The sequence below is a fragment of the Chryseobacterium tructae genome (assembly GCF_030409875.1).
GTDB classification, from domain to species: Bacteria; Bacteroidota; Bacteroidia; order Flavobacteriales; family Weeksellaceae; genus Chryseobacterium; species Chryseobacterium tructae.
On sequence record NZ_JAUFQR010000003.1, the window covers coordinates 50,928 to 69,470 of the forward strand.

The window sequence follows — 18,543 nt, forward strand, 5'->3', positions numbered from 1 at the left end:
TCTTTATTTACTATTCAGACTTTACGATTTCTGTTCTTTCAGACATTCCATTGGCATTGAATGCTTCAATCTGGAAATAATAAGCGTCCGTTCTGTCAGCTCCTGTAAAGAAATATTCATTCTTTCCATACACCATGATGCTTCCGTATAATTTATCCGGGGATTTCCCCAATAGATTACATAGCCGTCTGCTTCAGGATTTTGCTGCCATTTCATCCAGATACTTCTTCTTTCACCATATTTCTTAGGATCGGCTCTTAATGGGACAAAACTTTCTACTTTCCTGGGTTTTGCTCCTGCTCCTTTTCCAAATACCCTGAAACCACTCAATGCAAATTTTCCTGTTGGCATTTTTAGGTTTTCCATTTTAAGGAATCTTGCCGTTGCAGGTTTCTCAAGTTCAATATAGTCATGAGGAACATCTTTTGTGTTTTTGCTTTTATCCACAATGACGTTCCATCTTTTACCATCATTTGATCCATAAATTTTGTATTGATGCATTTTACCTAATGTTTTTCCCATAAACTCTACGTCCTGGTCGGCATAATTAATCTGAATGGCATTGATGGTGGATACCTCTCCAAGATCGGTCTGAAACCACTCTCCGGAATTTTCGGTTTTAGCACTCCAATAGGTCTTAATATCTTCATCTACGGCAAAATTAGGCTGATAACTTCCCAGAGTAGATGAAACCTGAACAGGTTTATTGTAATTCAGCAGCATCCAACCAGCAAAAAGACCTTTTGAAAAGTCTTTCCCTTGTGCATATTGTGGCAGATAAGTCGGGTAATCTCCATATGCTGTATTGGTATACATGACATCATCTTTATCGAATCCTGCCGGCCATATTCCCAATCTCCTTTCAAAATTATTTTTTGTGGAAATAAAAATAGTGGAAACATGCCACCAATTTTTATAATTATCTTCAAAGGTAGCGCCATGTCCTGCTCCTCTTGCAAACCCTCCCGGTTTATAGGAAAACGGATTGTGTTGTTGGTATTCAAACCCTTCCAAAGGATTTTTGCTTACGTATACACCATCTGAATAGCCACTAAATTCTGTTGCCGGAGCACCATATTGCATATAATATTTTCCATTATGTTTGGTCACCCAAGCTCCTTCCACAAAAGGCTGAAGAAAAACATTATCGTTGTATTCCCCAAACCTTTCCCAACCATGGTCTTCCGGTTTCAATCTAAGGATCGGTTTTACGAAGCCTTCAGACTGAAGGGTTTTCACTTTTACTTCTGTTCCCAACAAAGGCCATTCATTGCTGGAACCCCAGTACAGATACAGTTTATTTTTATCCTCATCATAATGGAATGCGGGATCCCAGGCACCTACTTTTAATGTATCTACTGCAATTTTCCAATCATCTTGGGTAGGATTTGTACTTTTCCAGATGGGGAAATCCTGTTCCCAGGTGGAACCATACACATAGAGTGTATCTTTCATTGCCCATACTGCCGGGGCATTGAGATCATGAATATATTTATTATCTCTGAGAAATTTTCTTTTGACAAACTTCCAGTCCAACATATTATCACTGTACCAATATCCTTCCTGATTTGTAGAAAAAAGGAACAATTTATTTTTAAAATTAACAATTACAGGATCTGCTGTAGCACGATGTTTTCCTTGTTTTGAAAAAACTTCAAAAGGAGTATATCCGTAATCTATATTGATTGGATTGCAAAACGTTTTCTGCTGTCCACCCACAAAAATTCCTAAGAGAATTGCTAAAGATAAAAAGTATTGTCTCATTTTCAGATTTTAAACATTCCAGACAAAGTTAGCTAACTTTTTTCGGTCTTCTCCAGATAAATCCATCCAAAAGATAATGGGTAAGCTGTGGAACTACCAATAAGGGAACTAAAAACTGAAGAAAGTTTTCTGAAACGGATAAATCCAAGGAAAAGTGTTCGTTCCACACAAGCGTTTCCCACAAAAATTCTTCCAATAAAGCTAGTCCTAAAATAATCCCTACAAATAAAAAGATTCCGGAAAATGGCTTAAAAATCTGCATCCAATTCAGCTGGTGATGATCTTTTTGTCTAATCTCACGAATATAGATCAAAGCGATATAAGGGATTCCATGAGAAACAACATTCAGAAAGGTAAAAAGCAGATCATTATTAAAATATACAATTCCAAAATACCAAGAAAGGAAAGTTCCTGTGATCAGTGCTATTTTAGGAATATTGATGGTTTTGGTTTTTATGGCTTCCACTAATGTTTTGATGATCCAAACCGCCACAATCAGAATATATAAAAATGTAATACCTCCTATATAATCCGGTATGTTTTTAAGCCATTCAAATTCATTGTCCACAAACCAGACAAAGGCACGCGGAGTCTGAAACCAATATAACATTGGAAAAACGGTAGCTGAATATATTGCAACCTCATCTATTTTCTTGCTCCAGTTATCAGGTTCAAAGCGGGCATAGATTCTCATGAAGCCGTATTGCTGGCGGATAAAATGGAAAACAGCGATCAATGCCAGTACCGACCAGAAGGCCAAACTTCCAAACTGAAATAAAGCAATTCCTAAACACCAGCTTATGATGGGGATTCCAAAATACAGCAGTTTTCTCTTTTGCACTTCAGCCTTTACAAAATACGTTTTAAACAACGTGGAATACACATGGGCAACATCTACAAAAACAATCAGAAAAAGCCATGTATAAAAGGAATAATGATTCTCTAACCCTTGAATCTGCTTCTGAAAAAGAAAAATAATTAACAATACCAGAAAAGGTGGGGATAAAATAAACCACCAATCTGTTTTTGCATTATGTATCCATGGTTGTTGCATCTGTAGATCGTTATTTGTTTTTTTAATCGAGCAGCCTTGTCAAGGTCATATACCATCATGGGTATTTGAAAGCATTTGTTCTGCGGTTCTTATTCCCTGATAAAAAGCTTCCTCAAAAATAGAAATTCCGGACAAATCGGAATGAGCAAAGAATACTTTTCCATTGATCGATTCTTTTGCTGTTTTTCCATTCTCTCCAAAAATCTGATTGGGAGTAGGCGCAATCATCGCGTGACCAATTTTATGAAACTGCATTTCCTGGATAAAATCCTCAATCATCGGATGGGCTTTCTTCAAATCTTCTAAAACTAAGTTTTTAAGTTCAGCGTCTTTCATGGAATACAGCTTTTGTCTTGCTTTTTTACAATCACCTGTTGAGAAACTTTTATAGTAGGTAATTACTTTCTCACCCATGATTTGATTGATATTTTGATGTTGATCAAATATATATCCTAATCCTGATGATCCATAGATCACATTATCCCAGGCAAGCTCTTCATCTCCCCCAAATTCATTATCCAGGGTAATAGTCGTTAAAAGCCAGGGAACATAATGAAATGATGATGCTCTTTTATTGTTCAAAATTCTTTCATTGACAAATTGTGGTGTTGCAAACAAGACTTTATCCGCAATGATCTTTTTGGTCTTCTTCTGGGTATTATCAAAACTTAAAATCTCTACCTTTTCACCGATCTCAACATCAAAAACTAAATTCTTAGTTAACAATTTTTCTTTTGTATACTCTGAAAGATAATGCGTTAGCTTTGCATTTCCTTCCGGCCATGTGAATACCTGATCTTTATATTTTTTGCTCCAATTATTTTTTCTACCTGCAAAATAATGGATTCCTGCCCATGCAGAAACGTAATCAATTCCTAATCCATAATCGTCCCTGCAAGAATAATCTAGGAGCCAAAGAAGTTCTTCGGATTTGAAGTTCTGTAGTTTTAACCAATCGGCAAAAAGAAGTTTTTCCAGTTTTATCACCTCATCTTCCCTACTGGAATCATGAACAGGAATGGCAAACCAATAGTTACCTTGCATATCTTTCTTTTGACGGAAACCGTCCATCATTTTAAAGAAACGATCAAGTTCTTTTTGCACGTCTTCTGAAATTCCTTTTTGGGGAACAATATCATTCTGCCACGAATTTTTATAAAACAATCTTTCCTGCTGTGGAAAAGTCATCTGATATTCATCCAAAACAGGTTCTCCGTCTTCTTCTATTCCCTGGCAGATACCGCACTCTGTAAGAAATTTTATAATCTCTGTATTTTCTTTATTGGGTAAAGGCAAATAGTGGGCGCCCAACGGGAATTTTGAATATTTATTCTCTCCATTGGATGAATTTCCCCCCAAGTGATCTTCCATTTCCAGCAAAAGATAATCTTCCTCACCATTCTGGCGGAAATACCTACAAGCAGAAAGTCCGGAGATCCCACCACCCACGACCAAAAACTTAGTGTTAATAACTTCTGAAAATTGTGGAAAATCCTTTGCCCATAGTTTATGTCCCAAGACATGGTTGGTTCCTGTTATCTTTAGCAATAGAGATTTCACCTTCTTTCCACAATATTGTAGAAAAGGTAACATCAGACTGCCCAGCAATACTGTTTTCAGGAAATCTTTTCTACTGAACCTTCCCCCACTCTTCATCAAAATAACGGACTAATATCTGGTTATCCAGACGGTTAACTTCTACGTCATTCACTTTCATATCTTTGCTGAAGTAAGATATTTTTGAGAAATCATAATCATAATACTTCAAACCAGAAATTCTTCTGTAAACCTTATTGTTGACAGGCTCAAAGGAAGCCATTGAAAATCCCCATTCTCCAAATGAAGGAACATAGGTATGATATGCAGAAGTAAAAGGAAAAATTTGATTAAGGGTTTTCTCTATACACCAGAAAGATTTCGGAGCAAAATAAGGAGAGGTAGTTTGTACTACGATTTTGGTATCCGGAGTCGTCAATCTCTCAAGCTCTTTATAAAACTGCAAAGAATACAGTTTCCCTAAGCTATAATTGGAGGGATCCGGAAAATCTATAATGATAACATCAAACTTCTTTTTGTTTTCCTTTACCCAGATATAAGCATCCTTGTTGATAACTTCGACCTTTGGATTGGATAAAGAATTTTGATTCAATTTTCGCATGGTTTCATTGGTTTTGAAAAAGTCTGTCATTTCTCCATCTAAATCAACTAGCTGAATCTTCTTCACTTCTTTATACTTTAGTACTTCACGAACTGCAAAGCCATCACCACCACCAAGAATTAGGACATGATCAATATTTTTTGCCATTGACATCGCCGGATGTACCAAGGCTTCATGATAACGGTATTCATCAGTAGAGGAAAACTGAAGGTTATTGTTCAGATACAGCCTGAATTCCCGGTTATTTCTAGTTAAAACAATCCTTTGATAAGGAGAGCTTTTTGTATAAACAACATTTTCACCGTAAAGCTTCTCTTCGGAATAAGACAAGATCTTATCTGAAAAAATAAACAGCCCAACCAGCAAAATAAATGCAGCTATTGATTTTATCTTTAATGAGAAAGGTTTTGATAATTCTTTTTCAAGATAAAAGCATAAAAAGATAGCAATGGAAATATTAATCAATCCAAAGAACAAAGGTGTCTTTACAATGCCCAGCTGCGGAATTAAAACCAAAGGAAAAAGAATAGAAGCCAGTAAAGCCCCGATATAATCAAAGGCAAAAACATTTGAAACTAAATCTTTAAACTGAACTTTATCTTTTAAAATATTCATTAATAGTGGGATTTCCACACCTACCAGACATCCTGTAAAAAATACAAAAAGATATAGGACGCTCTCAAAATGTGCCAGCGTATTAAACAATACAAACAGCACTACGGAACTTATCCCGCCCACAATTCCAACCAGGATTTCTATCTCTACGAATTTATCGATAAGATTTCCCTTAATGAATTTGGCCAGATAGGAGCCTACTCCCATTGAAAATAGGTAAACCCCAATGATAAAGGAAAACTGTTTTACTGAGTCTCCTAAAAGGTAACTCGCCAATGCTCCCGCCACCAGTTCATAAATCAATCCACATGTCGCAATAACAAATACCGAAAACAGTAAAAGCAGCTCAAGAGGAATCCTCTTCTTATCCATGAATTGCTGCACTTATGATCATTGAAATACCGATAATAAAGGCTCCGAAAACAATAGCCAAAGCTATATTCTTATTTTGGGCAATTTCATGCCAAGTTTTTTCGGGTGTTAATTTTTCAATAATAAAATAACACACCAATAAAATAGCAATCCCTAAAAATGAATAAAGAACTGAATTGAATATGGGTAATAGATTAATGTTGTCCATAGTTATATATTTTTTATTTGTGATAATATCTGTAAAATCCTGCTCTGGAATGACTTCTTGTAGTGCCATCACGATAGTTTTCTGTTTTAGCACAGTCACAGAACTGATTCCCCGTAAACGTAAGATAAACAAACCAGCCCAGAAAAAATCCGCCAATGCCAAATAGCAACCAGTTTGTTCTGATATAAGTAATCATTTTTTTCATGGCTTAATCGTTAGAATAAGGTGAATTGGAACTATTGCTCCATTTATTTGTTTCAAAAATACGTCCCATCCAATAGCTTATTCCGGCAAATAGTAATAAGCAGGCTAATACAATCCCAAAATTCCAAAAGGAAACGGGTAACCAGGTTGCTTTAATATTCACTGACGGGTTCTTTTCACTATTTCCCTGTGAATAGCCATACTCCTGCGGCATATTGATAAGTATAGAATCTAATTTTCCTTCATTTTTTATATCGTTCTGAAGACCGGTTCTTACTATGACCTCATTTTTCAGCGTTTCTTTATCTCCATAAGTATTGATCGTTTGATCTTTATCATTTTTCAAAAAGAAACTCCCTACTTCATTTTTAATAATAGAGAAATCTGCTTTTTCCGGTCTGTAGCCAGATTTGAACGGATCTTTAATACCTCCTTCTTTTTCAGCTGAAATCAAAAAATGATAGGTGCCTCCAGGAATACCACACAAGTTGAAATCTTCTGTCTGGCTTCCTTCACTCCAGCTTTCACCTCCTTCAAATCCGGAATATTTCTCAATATCTTTAGAAGCATAAATAACTTCGTTGGTTTTTTCATTCACAAGGCTCAATCCAATATTTGCCCAGGAATTATCTACATCAGAAAATGCGTGTACTTTTAAAGGGGCAGATCCGCCAGAAAGGGTAAAACTTTTACTTACCATTTCTTTATCATTCACATCAGAAAAATTAATGCTTTGTTCAAAAACAGTCTGATTACTTCTTGAAATCACAACATACAATTGCAAGATACATATCAATAGCGCTGCAATAGCCAGGATATTGGTACTTTGTTTTATATTGATCCAAAATGGCTGAACGATACCTGTACCAAATCGATAAGGCATTTGACTGATTCCGAATGCTTTTTTTATAGTATTTCCTGAAATATGATTTCCTTAAAGAATTGCTCGGAATTCCCAGACTCCTCCCGTGAGATCATTTCAGTTCCGTTTACGTATTCTTTATAGGTAGCTAATCCAAATGAAAGATTCTCTTCAAAAAATCCGGTAGCTGCATGAACGGAGCAGGGCGTAGTTTCATACCATCTGTAATTTTTGCCTCCAAATTCAGCATAGTATTGAAAATCTTTAATGTCAAAATCTACCTGGTTGATATTTACCTGATGAAGAAATACCCAGTGCCCGTCACTTTCACTTAGGTACACATTGTTTCCGGCGCGGTCTTTTAAGGAATATTCCCGCCAAAAAGTTTTTTTGCCATACTTTTTAATAACAATATTCATTACCCAGTACTCGGTACCGTAGAGAACTCCCTTATGCCCAACTTCCAAGACAACGTTTTCCACAGGTTTATTAACAACCTTTCTCTGGGTAGCCTTTCCTACGATAATAAGACTTTTACAATGACTACAAATAAATTCTTCAATGGCGAAATCTATGGCCAGTTGATTATTATGAGTCTTACAAATGGGACAAATGTGATCCATTTTCTATCTGTAAATTTTGTGTTTCTGAATGGTTTTAGCTTTAAAATATTGAACAACCTCATCAGCAATCTCTTCTACTTTTGCTGTGTTGTCCTGGGTATAATTACAGAGAAAAACATCAAAAGTAAGTTGCTTAAATTCCGGCCATGTATGAATACAAAGATGCGATTCTTTAAGGCAAACAGCTGATGTAAAACTCTGATTTTCAAAAATGTGATTGGTAATTCCTACAATCTCTACCTCTTTAGTTTTCAGAATGCTTTCTGTAAAAGCAAGAAAACCTTTACTGTCTATTAACAAATCTTCTGACTCTGTTTCCAAAGTCAGAAGAATATGTAAACCTTTATTTGATAATGGGTTCAATTAATTTTTTCGTAAATATATTATTTTTTTGGAAGAAAAACTTCTGCAAGCATACATCTTGCACTTCCGCCTCCGTTTACTTCGATCGTATTTAAATCAGAATAAATAATTTCACAATACTTTCGATAGCTGCTACTTGCTCTGAAGTTAAAGATTGATAAGCTGTCTGGCTCATCACAAGGAACTTTTCACCTTCTTTATTTTGAACCTGAAGCATATTTCCTGCAAATTGCTGCATTTGTTCTTCTGAAATTTCAACGATTTCTTTTCCTGAATTCTTGATGGTTTCAATCACTTTTTGTCTTTCCAGCTCATCATCAATACAATCAAGACAGATGACAACAAACTTATCTGCTACACACATCATTACATTGGTATGATAAATAGGAAGTCTTTCTGTACCTACAGTCTGATAAGAGTGGAAAACAATAGGTGTAAAGTCATATTTTTCACAGAATTCTCTGAATAGATTTTCATCCAATCTCAAAGAAACGGATCCATAAGCAATCTTGTTATCGTGATCAAAGATCATACTTCCTGTTCCTTCCAGAAATGCCCCTGAGTTTCCGGAAATGACCAGTCATCAATTTCAGCCACTTCAAATCCCTGATCCTTGATGCTTTCAATAATATCATCTCTTCTCTCCACTCTTCTGTTGGAAGCGAACATTGGATATAAAACTACTTTTCCATCTTTATGGAAGCTTACCCAATTGTTTGGGAAAATAGAATCCGGGGTATGAGGATCTAGTGTATCTTTTATGGTAATTACATTGATTCCTTTTCCTCTCAGTTTTCCAACGAAGGTATTGAATTCTGCCAAAGCTTTTGACTGAATATCAGAACCTGTTTGTTCTACCTGAAAGTAATTGTTTTTTGCAGTTTCTGCGTTGTAACCGAATGCAATCGGTTCTATCATTAATACGGTATCTGTTGTTTGCATTTTTTTTTGATTAAAAGATTGAAAATTAAAAGATTGAAAGATTAAAACTCTTTCACTTTCAAACACTATAACTCTCCCACTCAACTACTCTCTTACAAGCGGCATTGTAGAACATCTCAATAAACCACCCATTTTAGAGATTTCTCTGTAAGGAATTTCTTCAACGGTCATTCCCCATACATCCCTCAGGTGATTGTTCATTCTGGTAAATGCTTTATCTGAAACTACAATATCCGGGGAAATAGAGAAAATATTCGGGAACATTTCAAACATTTCTTCGTCGTTGATGTGGAAACAGTTTTCTTCTCCGAAAATATCGATGATCAAACGGTAGTCACTTTCGTCTACGAATCCGTTTTTGTAGATGATACATTTATCTTCTCCTACCGGATTGAAAGTACAGTCAAGATGTAAGATCCCTTCAAACGGAACTTTATCATTTTTCTTCAATTCAAGATCAATGATTCTTTTCTTTGGAAAGTATTCTTTTAAAATTTCAATGGCATACTCGTTCGTTCTTGCCGTTTTATAGTTTCTATAGTCTTCGCTGAAGCAGGTTCCGATAAAAATAAAGTCATTCCATACAATGACATCACCTCCTTCAATATGAGCAGTTTCCGGAAGATTAATAATCTTTCTCCAGGCCACTTTTTCAAATACACTTTTGTATGCTTCCTGCTCATCAGCTCTATCAACAATCACATTGGAAATGATCATTTTATCATCAATTACAAATGCTACATCTCTTGAAAAGACCTGATTATAGTCTTGGATAATGCTTGGACGAAGTACTTCAACGTCATATTTTTTCAAAACTGCTTCGAAAGCGTTCATCTCATTGATGATATCCACTTCCTTAGGATAAATGTTGTGTTCGATTGAGTAATATGACTTGGCGTCATAACTTTCCTCTAGTGTGGGAACAGCTCCCAATGAATTAGGCTGGCCTAGAACTACTGACTTCAGCCTTCCCGTTTCGTTTTTAATGTTTAGTCTCATAAAGATTTATGCAATACTACAAATATAAGTAAAGGTCTCTATCTAGAAAATTTTTGGTTTATTTTATGCCTGAAATTTGCCGTCCTTAAGCTCCTTCTTTTAGCGAAATTCTCCTCCTATTCAGCAAACCGTAGTATAAAGCATACAAAAACATCTACAACTTACTATATTTCATCTACATAAGTACGAAAAAAAAGATTTTTTTATAATTTAATATCCTATATTAGTGATATAATTTTCGCGAAATTATAGGTACTAAAACTTAACTATTAACATCAAAAACAAAGTTATGAACAAGAACATTCAAGTGCTGAAAAAAGCACAAAAATTAGGTAGAGATCAACAAAAATCAGTAATTGGAGGAGCAATTGCAGGCAGAAGATGCTGCGAGTGGGATGATGTCACTGGAAAATGTTTCATCTGGACATGTGACAGATGTATGTGCCCATAAAATATCCCAGGCCGTTTCACAGATTGTGAAGCGGCTTTTTATTAATTTGGCACTAATCCTGTTCAACACAAAAGCCTGCTTTCTCATATTTCAGAGCCATGATAGATTTTTTTATTTTTATTTAAAAAAATAGTAAAATTCTACTTATTTCATTACAACTTATTATATTCCAAACATATAATGATATTTTTTTCTTTTTAAAATAAAATAAATTCATATATTAGTGATATAGTTTCCGAGAAATTATATTGTTTACAACTTAACTATTAACATCAAAAAATCAAAATCATGAACAAAGGCAATTCAGTGCTTAAAAACGCTAAAAAATTAGGCAGAGAGGAACAAAAATCAGTAATCGGAGGAGCCGGCCCTACTAAACCAAGATACTGTTGTGAGTGGAATCCCAATGGTAGCTGTAGAATCTGGACATGCGGTAACTGTGTTTGTCCGTAAAAATAATAAACCTGCTTTTTAAGCAGGTTTTCTTTTATCTTGTTCTGTTTTCTTCCTCTGTTCTCTGAGTTTCTTTTGCCTGATATTTTGAGCCACCAAAACTATAGCTCAGTGAAAAATAGAATCGGCTGTTATCCCACCTATGCTTAAAGCGATTGTCCATAATCTGTTTATGCCTGAACTCTAAACTCAGGTCATAAGAATCAAAAATATTATTATACCCAATCTTTGTACTAAGTTTATTATCCAGCCACGATTTTTGAAGAGATAAGTCTACGTTATAACGTGGTTTAATAATATAAAGACTGTTTCCGGTTTTGGATTCATAATTAGCAAACAGATTAATCGTATATCCTTTGGGTAAAGTAAATACCTGATTCACTCTTATCTCATAATTATAAATTTCCAGTGCAAAAACCTGATCAAGGTAAGGTCTGAACTCATAATTATAATATCCTGCAATCTGGCTTGTCATATTCCACCACTTTGTAATTTTCACTGGAAAACTTGTTTCCAAGACTGCAAAATTACGGTACGGAAGGTTGCTTCCCAGATATTCCAATACATTGGTTTTTGGATTATATATTGGATAGCGGGCCATGACATCTTTTTCTTTTCCTATCGTAAAACTTGTGATCCAATTTTTATATCGGTAGGTTGCTTTGATCTGGCTGGTAAAAGAAGGCTGCAAATAAGGGTTTCCTATCGAGTAATTCAAAGGACTGAAGTAATATCGAAATGGATTAAGTTGTGAAAAAACAGGCCTTGTTATTTTTCTGCTATAGGATAGTGAAAGTTCATTAGATTTATTGAATGTATAGTTTGCACTGAAGGATGGTAGCCATTCCAGATAATTTCTTGAAACAATAGAATCTACAGTAACAGCATCAGAAATACTATTTGTATTTTCAAGCCTTAATCCCGCATTGATCTGAAGTTTTCCAAATTTTTGTTTATATGCTAAATACCCTGCAAATATTTTCTCTTTATAGGAAAACAGATTACTTCTATCAGGATCAAATGCAAACTGGTTATTCACAGATAAAGTATCATACCTGATATTGTTGTTGGTATCAGACTGGCTATATTTAAGTCCTGCCTCTACCTCTGCATCCCCTATTTTTTGAGAGGCATCGATCTGCCCCGTATAAATATTTATTTTATTCTCAAGATCAGATCTCCAATAGGACAATACCTCCGAAGAAGCCTTATCTCTGTTAATAAAATCGTCTTTCTGTTTGTTTTTCACAGAGAGATAATTACCTAAAAAATTTATTTTAAATCCTTTACTTTGAAACGAATAATCAGTAGTAATCCCATAATTGTTCTGGAAATAGTACATTAAATTTTCATTTCCGGTATTAAAAACAAGTTGTGTTTCACTTTTATCAGTAGTATATAATGAACCTAAGCGCATCCGGTCAATATCCCTGAAACTGCCTCTGAGGTTCAGTCTTAGCCTATTTTTATCATTCAATCTAAAATCAGCTCCTGCCTGAATGTTGTACACATTTATTTGATCCTCCTGATAGGTTCCGGTTCTCATAACATTGGTATTAGCCAGCCGTTGTAGGGCATTGTATCGATAAAATGAGATTCCATCGTTATATCCTCCCTGCAAACTGTACGCTACTTTTTCTGTGTTATAAGTAAGGTTCAGAGTATTCTCCCGGGAATTGAACTTATATGCATACAGATTCCCGCTATAATTTCCTTTCCAACCAAGATTGGCGTTTTTCTTCAGCTTAATGTCGATAATTCCTTTAAACTCTGCATCATATTTTGAAGATGGATTAGTGTTCACTTCAAGAGATTCTACCATTTCCGGCGATAAAGACCGCAAGTAAGCCTGTAACTCTTGATTACTCATTACAATAGGCTTACCATCAATGAATATGGCTGGGGTTACTCTTCCCCCAATAAAGATTCCGTCTTCCTGATCAACAGTAACTCCCGGTGTTCTTCTCAGTACATCAAGGAGATGAGTTGAAGTTTTAAAATCCTTATTACCGGAAACAGCCATTGTCAAATTTCCGTCATTCAATTTAACGCTTCGTGGGGCAGATTGGATAATAACTTCAGAAATACTTGTTGTTGGAGATTTTTGTTGAGCCAAAGAATCTGATACATTCTGTCTCGTGGCTTCCTGTGCTTTTCCAGAAATTGATAGAAACAGTACTAACAGAAACATCCATAATTTGATCATCATAATTTTTAAATTTTATGAGATCAAAAGTATTCGCTTGTTGTAAAAATCAGGTTTTGGAATTAAAATTCCGCAGTACGAAATTATAAATTGAGACTATGAACCCCAGCCTCAGACGGCGTTTGCGTTTGCTTGTACAAAAGTGGTGTTGTATTCTTTATTTTCTTGAACGTTGAAAAGAAAGTTGATTTTGAGTTGAATCCTACTTCATAACCAATCTCTTCTATTTTTAAATAAGATCCATTTTCTATTTTTCCACAGGCTTCATTGATTCTGTATTCATTGATGTAGGTGGAAAAACTTTTACCCAGGTTATCATTCAACAGCTGGGAAAGCTGATGGGTTGATATATTCATTCTTAAAGCAAGATCACTTAACTTAAGATTCGGATTTTTATAGAGTTCTTCTGTATTCATGAATCTTTCTAATTTGGAAACAAAACTATCTGCCTGCTGCTCTGAAATCTTTTTATTGGAATACTTTCCGTTACTTTCTTTGATTGGAAGTTGATATTTCTTATTGAATAAAATTAAAAAATTGGCATAGAGTACAAATGAAAATACCAGACTCCCTCCAGCGCAATAGATCTGTAACCAACCTGTAGAAATAAGTTGATAAGTCAAAAAGATAATCACATTACTGATCAGAACTGGAAGAACAAATTTGTTAGTCTTTACAATATTCTGCTTAGAAAAAATATAATACTGATAAAGCGTGAGGCCAATACATACTGACCAAACGGCGTATATAAAAGTTCCAAAATAATGATCCCAGGTTATCGGAAATACTAAATATAACAATCCTACAGCACCCAAAAGAAGAGTTAAAAATCCAAAAGTTATTCTGGATGAATTCAGGTCAAATTGCTCCTGATAAAAGGAGGATTTAATGTAATAGTATAAAGCAGGTCCTGCAAAAAACAATGCAGACAACCCCAGGTGTGGAATAATTCTAGGTAATTCAGGATAAAAATACATACAAACCGCTATTCCTACTCTTGTGCTTAACATTAAAAGCAAAAGCCCCAGAAAGAAATCCTGTAAATTTTTCAGCCTTTTAACGAACAACAAATAAATACCAAGCAAAAGCCCATTGAAAGCACCCAATGCACTGAAAAAAAATAATATATGTTGTCCGAAAGTCATGGTTTATTTGTTTTTCTAATATCAATTGTTCTATCAATAGAAACGGACTTTAGTCCGTTTAATCGATAAATATCATTCATTTGGCTTTAGCCGAAACTTATCTTTTTACAAGAGTAAATTTAATAAATTATTGAATTGAATTTCAGACAGATGGTATATTTTTTTAGGTTTTGACTAAAGCTAATGGAATTTTTTTATTTCTAAACGGGCTAAAGCCCGTTTCTATTGAATAATAAGCGTTATGGATAATATTGTGGATAACGTTGTTCAGGTATTTATAATGCCCCATGTCCTTAGCCCCGATAGAAATGGCTACCCCGCAGCAGGAGTTGGAGAGTTAGAGGGCTTGGGCGTTGGAGAGTATAAGCGCGAGGAGTAAAGTGGATAGCGGGAAACAGCTCCTAACCATCAAAAACAAAAAATCCCAAAGCAAGCCTTGGGATTTTGATATGGTATAAGCAAATATTATCTGCTTGCTATATCGATATAGTTTCTTTCCTGAGCACCTTGGTAAACCTGTCTTGGTCTTCCGATTGGGTCTCCTTTCAATCTCATTTCTTTCCATTGAGAGATCCATCCTGGTAGTCTTCCTAATGCAAACATTACAGTAAACATTTCTGTAGGAATTCCTAACGCTCTGTAGATAATTCCTGAATAGAAATCTACGTTTGGATATAATTTTCTTTCGATGAAGTATTCATCTTCAAGTGCTACTCTTTCTAATTGCATTGCAATATCAAGAGCTTTATCCTGAATACCTAGTGCAGTAAGAATATCATCAGCAGCTTTCTTGATGATTTTTGCTCTTGGGTCGAAGTTTTTGTACACTCTGTGTCCGAATCCCATTAGACGGAAGCTATCTCCTTTATCTTTAGCTTTAGCTACATATTTAGATACGTCACCACCGTCTTTCTCGATAAGCTCAAGCATTTCGATTACCGCTTGGTTAGCACCACCGTGAAGTGGTCCCCAAAGTGCAGATACTCCAGCAGAGATAGAAGCAAAAAGACCTGTGTGAGCAGAACCTACCATTCTTACTGTAGAAGTAGAACAGTTTTGTTCGTGGTCAGCGTGAAGGATTAATAATTTATCTAATGCATTTACTACTACCGGATCGATTTCGAAATCAGCGTTTGGTAATCTGAATGCCATTTTGTAGAAGTTTTCTACGTAGCTTAGGTTATTATCACCGTGGTTTAATGGTAAACCTTGAGTTTTTCTATACGTCCAAGCACAAAGGTGAGAGAATTTAGCGATCATTAGCTCAGCAGCGTGATCCATTTCTTCTTTAGAGTTTACGTTAACGGCTTTCGGGTTGAAAGCTGTCAATGCAGATGTCATAGAAGATAAAACTCCCATAGGGTGAGCAGAACGAGGAAAAACATCAATGATCTTTTTCATTTCATCTGCGATGAAGTTATATTTTTTAATGTTGTTGTCGAAAGAAGTAAATTGATCCTGAGTAGGTAATTCTCCATGTAATAAAAGATACATTACTTCTGTGAAGTTAGATTTCTCAGCGATTTGCTCGATTGGATAACCTCTGTAGAATAATTCTCCTTTATCTCCGTCTAAGTAAGTGATGTCGCTAATAGTAGCTCCTGTATTTTTGTAACCTAAATCCAGAGTGATTAAACCTGTCTGGTCTCTTAATTTCGAAATATCAATCCCTCTGTCTCCGATAGTACTATCCACGATTGGATATTCATATGAATTACCGTCGTAATTCAATATTACTTTGTTGTCTGACATTATTTATTTATTTTTTTTAAATATACCACTTTCCATAAAATACGGCAAACAAAAATTATCGCTTGCCGTTATTTATAAATTCAATTATCTTTTTATTTTGAATGCTTCTAAACCTGGGAAAATTGCAGTCTCTCCTAGAGCTTCTTCAATTCTCAATAATTGGTTGTATTTTGCCATTCTGTCTGATCTTGAAGCTGAACCTGTTTTAATTTGACCACAGTTCATTGCTACCGCTAAATCAGCGATGGTAGAATCTTCAGTTTCTCCTGATCTGTGAGACATTACTGAAGTAAATTTGTTGTTCTGAGCCATTTGTACCGCTGCCATTGTTTCAGAAAGAGAACCGATTTGGTTTACTTTTACAAGGATTGAATTGGCAATTCCTTCTTTTACTCCTCTTGATAATCTGTCAACGTTTGTTACAAATAAGTCATCCCCTACTAATTGTACTCTGTCACCGATTTTATCAGTTAACATTTTCCATCCTTCCCAGTCATCTTCCTGCATACCATCTTCAATAGAGATGATTGGATATTTAGCCGCTAATTCAGCAAGGTAAGAAACCTGCTCTTCTCTTGATCTGTGAGCACCTTTGTCTCCTTCGAATTTTCTGTAATCGTAAGTTCCGTCTTTGTAGAATTCTGAAGCAGCACAGTCTAATGCCAGCATAATATCGTCACCTGGCTTATATCCAGCTTTTTCGATAGCCTGAAGCAAAGTATCCAAAGCATCTTCAGTTCCGTTAAATGTAGGAGCAAAACCTCCTTCGTCTCCTACTGCTGTAGAAAGACCTCTTCCTTTAAGGATTGATTTAAGGTTGTGGAAAATTTCAGTTCCTTTTCTCAGTGCGTGAGAGAAAGAATCTGCTTTTACCGGCATGATCATGAATTCCTGAAATGCGATGGGCGCATCAGAGTGAGAACCACCGTTGATTACGTTCATCATTGGAACAGGAAGCGTGTTTGCATTCACCCACCTACATATTTATATAAAGGCATTCCCAGTTCTGCAGCTGCAGCTCTTGCTACCGCCAAAGAAACCCCAAGGATTGCATTAGCTCCCAGGTTTCCTTTATTAGGAGTACCATCAAGCTCAATCATAATCTGATCGATATAGTTTTGTTCAAAAACCGGCTGTCCAACTAAATTCTCTGCAATTACTTCTTTTACATTTTCAACAGCTTTCAAAACTCCCTTTCCTTGGTATTCTGAACCTCCGTCACGTAATTCTACGGCTTCATGCTCTCCTGTAGATGCTCCTGAAGGAACAGCTGCACGACCCATAGCACCGTTTTCTGTAAATACATCCACTTCAATGGTAGGATTACCTCTGGAATCTAAAATTTGTCTTGCTTCTATGTAAGAAATTGCACTCATTTTTTATTTTTTTAGTTTATACAAATTTAATCAAAATTTAACTTTTAGGGGTACTTCATCGAGTTTTTTTGAAATAATTCGCCGTTAAATTTTAGTTAATTTATATTATGATAAACCGAAGAGTTTCTTTCTTCTGGATTGAATATTCATCATAAGAAAAATGATATAAAAAAGCTCCAAGTACTATAAAATACCGGAGCTTATATTTCTCAATTACTTTTTATTTTAATATTGTATTTCGATCTTTCTTCGGGGGTGAGAACCCGCAACGTTTTTGCCATCTCTTCATTGGCTTCACTTTCTGCTGTATTAGCTACTTCCTTCTGTAAATCTGTGATCGATTTCACCACTATTTGGAAACTTTGCCAATACAATTCTCCTTTACACTGTGACTCAAAATTGATACAATGCTCTTCCATTCTATATAAAGCATCTCTGAGCATGTTAACAGACGCTGTTCTTTCGCCAAGTTTAGACAGAGTTTCTGTAATTTTAGTGATTTGTTCTAGAGAAATACTCTGTCCGGATGGCATCTGAGCAGCTAGTTTATTAGTAAGGTCGGTAGTGGTTGCTATGGCTGCATCAGGTTGTACTTCAGATAAAATTTTATTAATTTTTCCTTTTTCGTCAATATTTAAAACAGCTCCTCTTCTCATCGCGTCATATGACATTTGATAATTAGAGTTTGAGGTCTTTAGCTCTTTCACTGTTGCTCGATGCTTGATATTACAAGAAGCAAGCAAACTTAGAATTAGTAGGTAAATAATTGTTTTCATGATGTTCTATAATTAAATACTGAATGGTTGGTTGAATCGAATTTTGAGCTCCCATGAGCCAATACAAGTGCAATCGCTGTAAAAGCGTTAAAACTTAAGTTTTCCAAAACTTCAGCTCCTTCATTTTCAAGTTTTAAAACAATCTTACCTCTTGAGGATGTAGTATTCCAGTCTAAAATGTAATATTCAATAATGGTTTCCATGATAATTATTTTAATGG

Annotated in this window: 16 protein-coding genes and 2 pseudogenes; 2 read left to right on the top strand and 16 right to left on the bottom strand. The window is 35.4% G+C overall.

The annotated features are described in order from the left end of the window. Positions 1-21: 21 nt before the first annotated feature. The 10 genes and pseudogenes from QWZ06_RS23865 to QWZ06_RS23910 all read right to left on the bottom strand — a co-directional run bounded on the left by QWZ06_RS23865 (position 22) and on the right by QWZ06_RS23910 (position 10,164). Positions 22-1,764 (bottom strand): discoidin domain-containing protein, encoded by a 1,743-nt coding sequence (locus QWZ06_RS23865; protein ID WP_290301633.1) that lies wholly within the window; start codon positions 1,762-1,764, stop codon positions 22-24. Between the two features lie 28 nt (positions 1,765-1,792). Beyond that, positions 1,793-2,818 carry a hypothetical protein gene (locus QWZ06_RS23870; protein ID WP_290301634.1) on the bottom strand — a complete coding sequence of 342 codons (1,026 nt, stop codon included), beginning with the start codon at positions 2,816-2,818 and terminating at the stop codon, positions 1,793-1,795. Positions 2,819-2,863: 45 nt separating this feature from the next. Beyond that, on the bottom strand, positions 2,864-4,474 hold the full coding sequence (locus QWZ06_RS23875; protein WP_290301635.1) for an NAD(P)-binding protein: 1,611 nt from the start codon (positions 4,472-4,474) through the stop codon (positions 2,864-2,866). Beyond that, a complete protein-coding gene (locus QWZ06_RS23880) occupies positions 4,449-5,963 on the bottom strand; it encodes a polyamine aminopropyltransferase (RefSeq protein ID WP_290301636.1) in 1,515 nt (504 codons plus the stop codon). The genes QWZ06_RS23875 and QWZ06_RS23880 overlap by 26 nt, the downstream gene beginning before the upstream one ends. Further along, positions 5,956-6,333, bottom strand: coding sequence for a DUF350 domain-containing protein (locus QWZ06_RS23885; RefSeq protein WP_290301637.1), 378 nt, complete (start codon positions 6,331-6,333; stop codon positions 5,956-5,958). The genes QWZ06_RS23880 and QWZ06_RS23885 overlap by 8 nt, the downstream gene beginning before the upstream one ends. A gap of 46 nt (positions 6,334-6,379) precedes the next feature. Beyond that, positions 6,380-7,258, bottom strand: a complete 879-nt coding sequence (locus QWZ06_RS23890; RefSeq protein WP_290301638.1) for a hypothetical protein — start codon at positions 7,256-7,258, stop codon at positions 6,380-6,382. A gap of 23 nt (positions 7,259-7,281) precedes the next feature. Further along, entirely contained in the window at positions 7,282-7,860 is a 579-nt protein-coding gene (locus QWZ06_RS23895) for a DUF4178 domain-containing protein (RefSeq protein ID WP_290301639.1), read from the bottom strand. A gap of 3 nt (positions 7,861-7,863) precedes the next feature. Continuing rightward, entirely contained in the window at positions 7,864-8,223 is a 360-nt protein-coding gene (locus QWZ06_RS23900) for an S-adenosylmethionine decarboxylase family protein (RefSeq protein WP_290301640.1), read from the bottom strand. Between the two features lie 20 nt (positions 8,224-8,243). Then, positions 8,244-9,165: pseudogene (gene ctlX / locus QWZ06_RS23905) on the bottom strand (citrulline utilization hydrolase CtlX). Positions 9,166-9,249: 84 nt separating this feature from the next. Then, a complete protein-coding gene (locus QWZ06_RS23910) occupies positions 9,250-10,164 on the bottom strand; it encodes a dimethylarginine dimethylaminohydrolase family protein (RefSeq protein ID WP_290301641.1) in 915 nt (304 codons plus the stop codon). A 289-nt stretch (positions 10,165-10,453) separates the two neighbouring features. Here QWZ06_RS23910 and QWZ06_RS23915 point away from each other — a divergent pair, with 289 nt between their 5' ends. Both QWZ06_RS23915 and QWZ06_RS23920 read left to right on the top strand, forming a co-directional pair. Beyond that, positions 10,454-10,615, top strand: a complete 162-nt coding sequence (locus tag QWZ06_RS23915) for a hypothetical protein (RefSeq protein WP_290301642.1) — start codon at positions 10,454-10,456, stop codon at positions 10,613-10,615. A gap of 288 nt (positions 10,616-10,903) precedes the next feature. After that, positions 10,904-11,068, top strand: coding sequence for a hypothetical protein (locus QWZ06_RS23920; RefSeq protein ID WP_290301643.1), 165 nt, complete (start codon positions 10,904-10,906; stop codon positions 11,066-11,068). A gap of 34 nt (positions 11,069-11,102) precedes the next feature. Here the strand turns inward: QWZ06_RS23920 and QWZ06_RS23925 are convergent, their stop codons facing one another. From QWZ06_RS23925 to QWZ06_RS23950, 6 genes and pseudogenes are all read right to left on the bottom strand, one after another. Further along, entirely contained in the window at positions 11,103-13,277 is a 2,175-nt protein-coding gene (locus tag QWZ06_RS23925; RefSeq protein ID WP_290301644.1) for a TonB-dependent receptor domain-containing protein, read from the bottom strand. A gap of 80 nt (positions 13,278-13,357) precedes the next feature. Continuing rightward, entirely contained in the window at positions 13,358-14,419 is a 1,062-nt protein-coding gene (locus QWZ06_RS23930; RefSeq protein ID WP_290301646.1) for a helix-turn-helix domain-containing protein, read from the bottom strand. Between the two features lie 465 nt (positions 14,420-14,884). After that, positions 14,885-16,171, bottom strand: a complete 1,287-nt coding sequence (locus QWZ06_RS23935) for a citrate synthase (protein ID WP_123858839.1) — start codon at positions 16,169-16,171, stop codon at positions 14,885-14,887. An 84-nt stretch (positions 16,172-16,255) separates the two neighbouring features. Continuing rightward, positions 16,256-17,547: pseudogene (eno, locus tag QWZ06_RS23940) on the bottom strand (phosphopyruvate hydratase). Between the two features lie 209 nt (positions 17,548-17,756). Then, on the bottom strand, positions 17,757-18,323 hold the full coding sequence (locus QWZ06_RS23945; RefSeq protein ID WP_290301647.1) for a hypothetical protein: 567 nt from the start codon (positions 18,321-18,323) through the stop codon (positions 17,757-17,759). Continuing rightward, positions 18,320-18,526, bottom strand: a complete 207-nt coding sequence (locus QWZ06_RS23950) for a hypothetical protein (RefSeq protein ID WP_290301648.1) — start codon at positions 18,524-18,526, stop codon at positions 18,320-18,322. The genes QWZ06_RS23945 and QWZ06_RS23950 overlap by 4 nt, the downstream gene beginning before the upstream one ends. Between the last annotated feature and the right edge of the window lie 17 nt (positions 18,527-18,543).

Bases quoted from the DNA above. Each gene is read 5' to 3' on its own strand.
- QWZ06_RS23920 (WP_290301643.1), top strand. From the start codon at position 10,904: ATGAACAAAGGCAATTCAGTGCTTAAAAACGCTAAAAAATTAGGCAGA.
- QWZ06_RS23915 (WP_290301642.1), top strand. From the start codon at position 10,454: ATGAACAAGAACATTCAAGTGCTGAAAAAAGCACAAAAATTAGGTAGA.
- QWZ06_RS23870 (WP_290301634.1), bottom strand. From the start codon at position 2,818: ATGCAACAACCATGGATACATAATGCAAAAACAGATTGGTGGTTTATT.
- QWZ06_RS23950 (WP_290301648.1), bottom strand. From the start codon at position 18,526: ATGGAAACCATTATTGAATATTACATTTTAGACTGGAATACTACATCC.
- QWZ06_RS23890 (WP_290301638.1), bottom strand. From the start codon at position 7,258: ATGCCTTATCGATTTGGTACAGGTATCGTTCAGCCATTTTGGATCAAT.
- QWZ06_RS23865 (WP_290301633.1), bottom strand. From the start codon at position 1,764: ATGAGACAATACTTTTTATCTTTAGCAATTCTCTTAGGAATTTTTGTG.
- QWZ06_RS23910 (WP_290301641.1), bottom strand. From the start codon at position 10,164: ATGAGACTAAACATTAAAAACGAAACGGGAAGGCTGAAGTCAGTAGTT.
- QWZ06_RS23925 (WP_290301644.1), bottom strand. From the start codon at position 13,277: ATGATGATCAAATTATGGATGTTTCTGTTAGTACTGTTTCTATCAATT.
- QWZ06_RS23875 (WP_290301635.1), bottom strand. From the start codon at position 4,474: ATGAAGAGTGGGGGAAGGTTCAGTAGAAAAGATTTCCTGAAAACAGTA.
- QWZ06_RS23880 (WP_290301636.1), bottom strand. From the start codon at position 5,963: ATGGATAAGAAGAGGATTCCTCTTGAGCTGCTTTTACTGTTTTCGGTA.
- QWZ06_RS23895 (WP_290301639.1), bottom strand. From the start codon at position 7,860: ATGGATCACATTTGTCCCATTTGTAAGACTCATAATAATCAACTGGCC.
- QWZ06_RS23945 (WP_290301647.1), bottom strand. From the start codon at position 18,323: ATGAAAACAATTATTTACCTACTAATTCTAAGTTTGCTTGCTTCTTGT.
- QWZ06_RS23935 (WP_123858839.1), bottom strand. From the start codon at position 16,171: ATGTCAGACAACAAAGTAATATTGAATTACGACGGTAATTCATATGAA.
- QWZ06_RS23930 (WP_290301646.1), bottom strand. From the start codon at position 14,419: ATGACTTTCGGACAACATATATTATTTTTTTTCAGTGCATTGGGTGCT.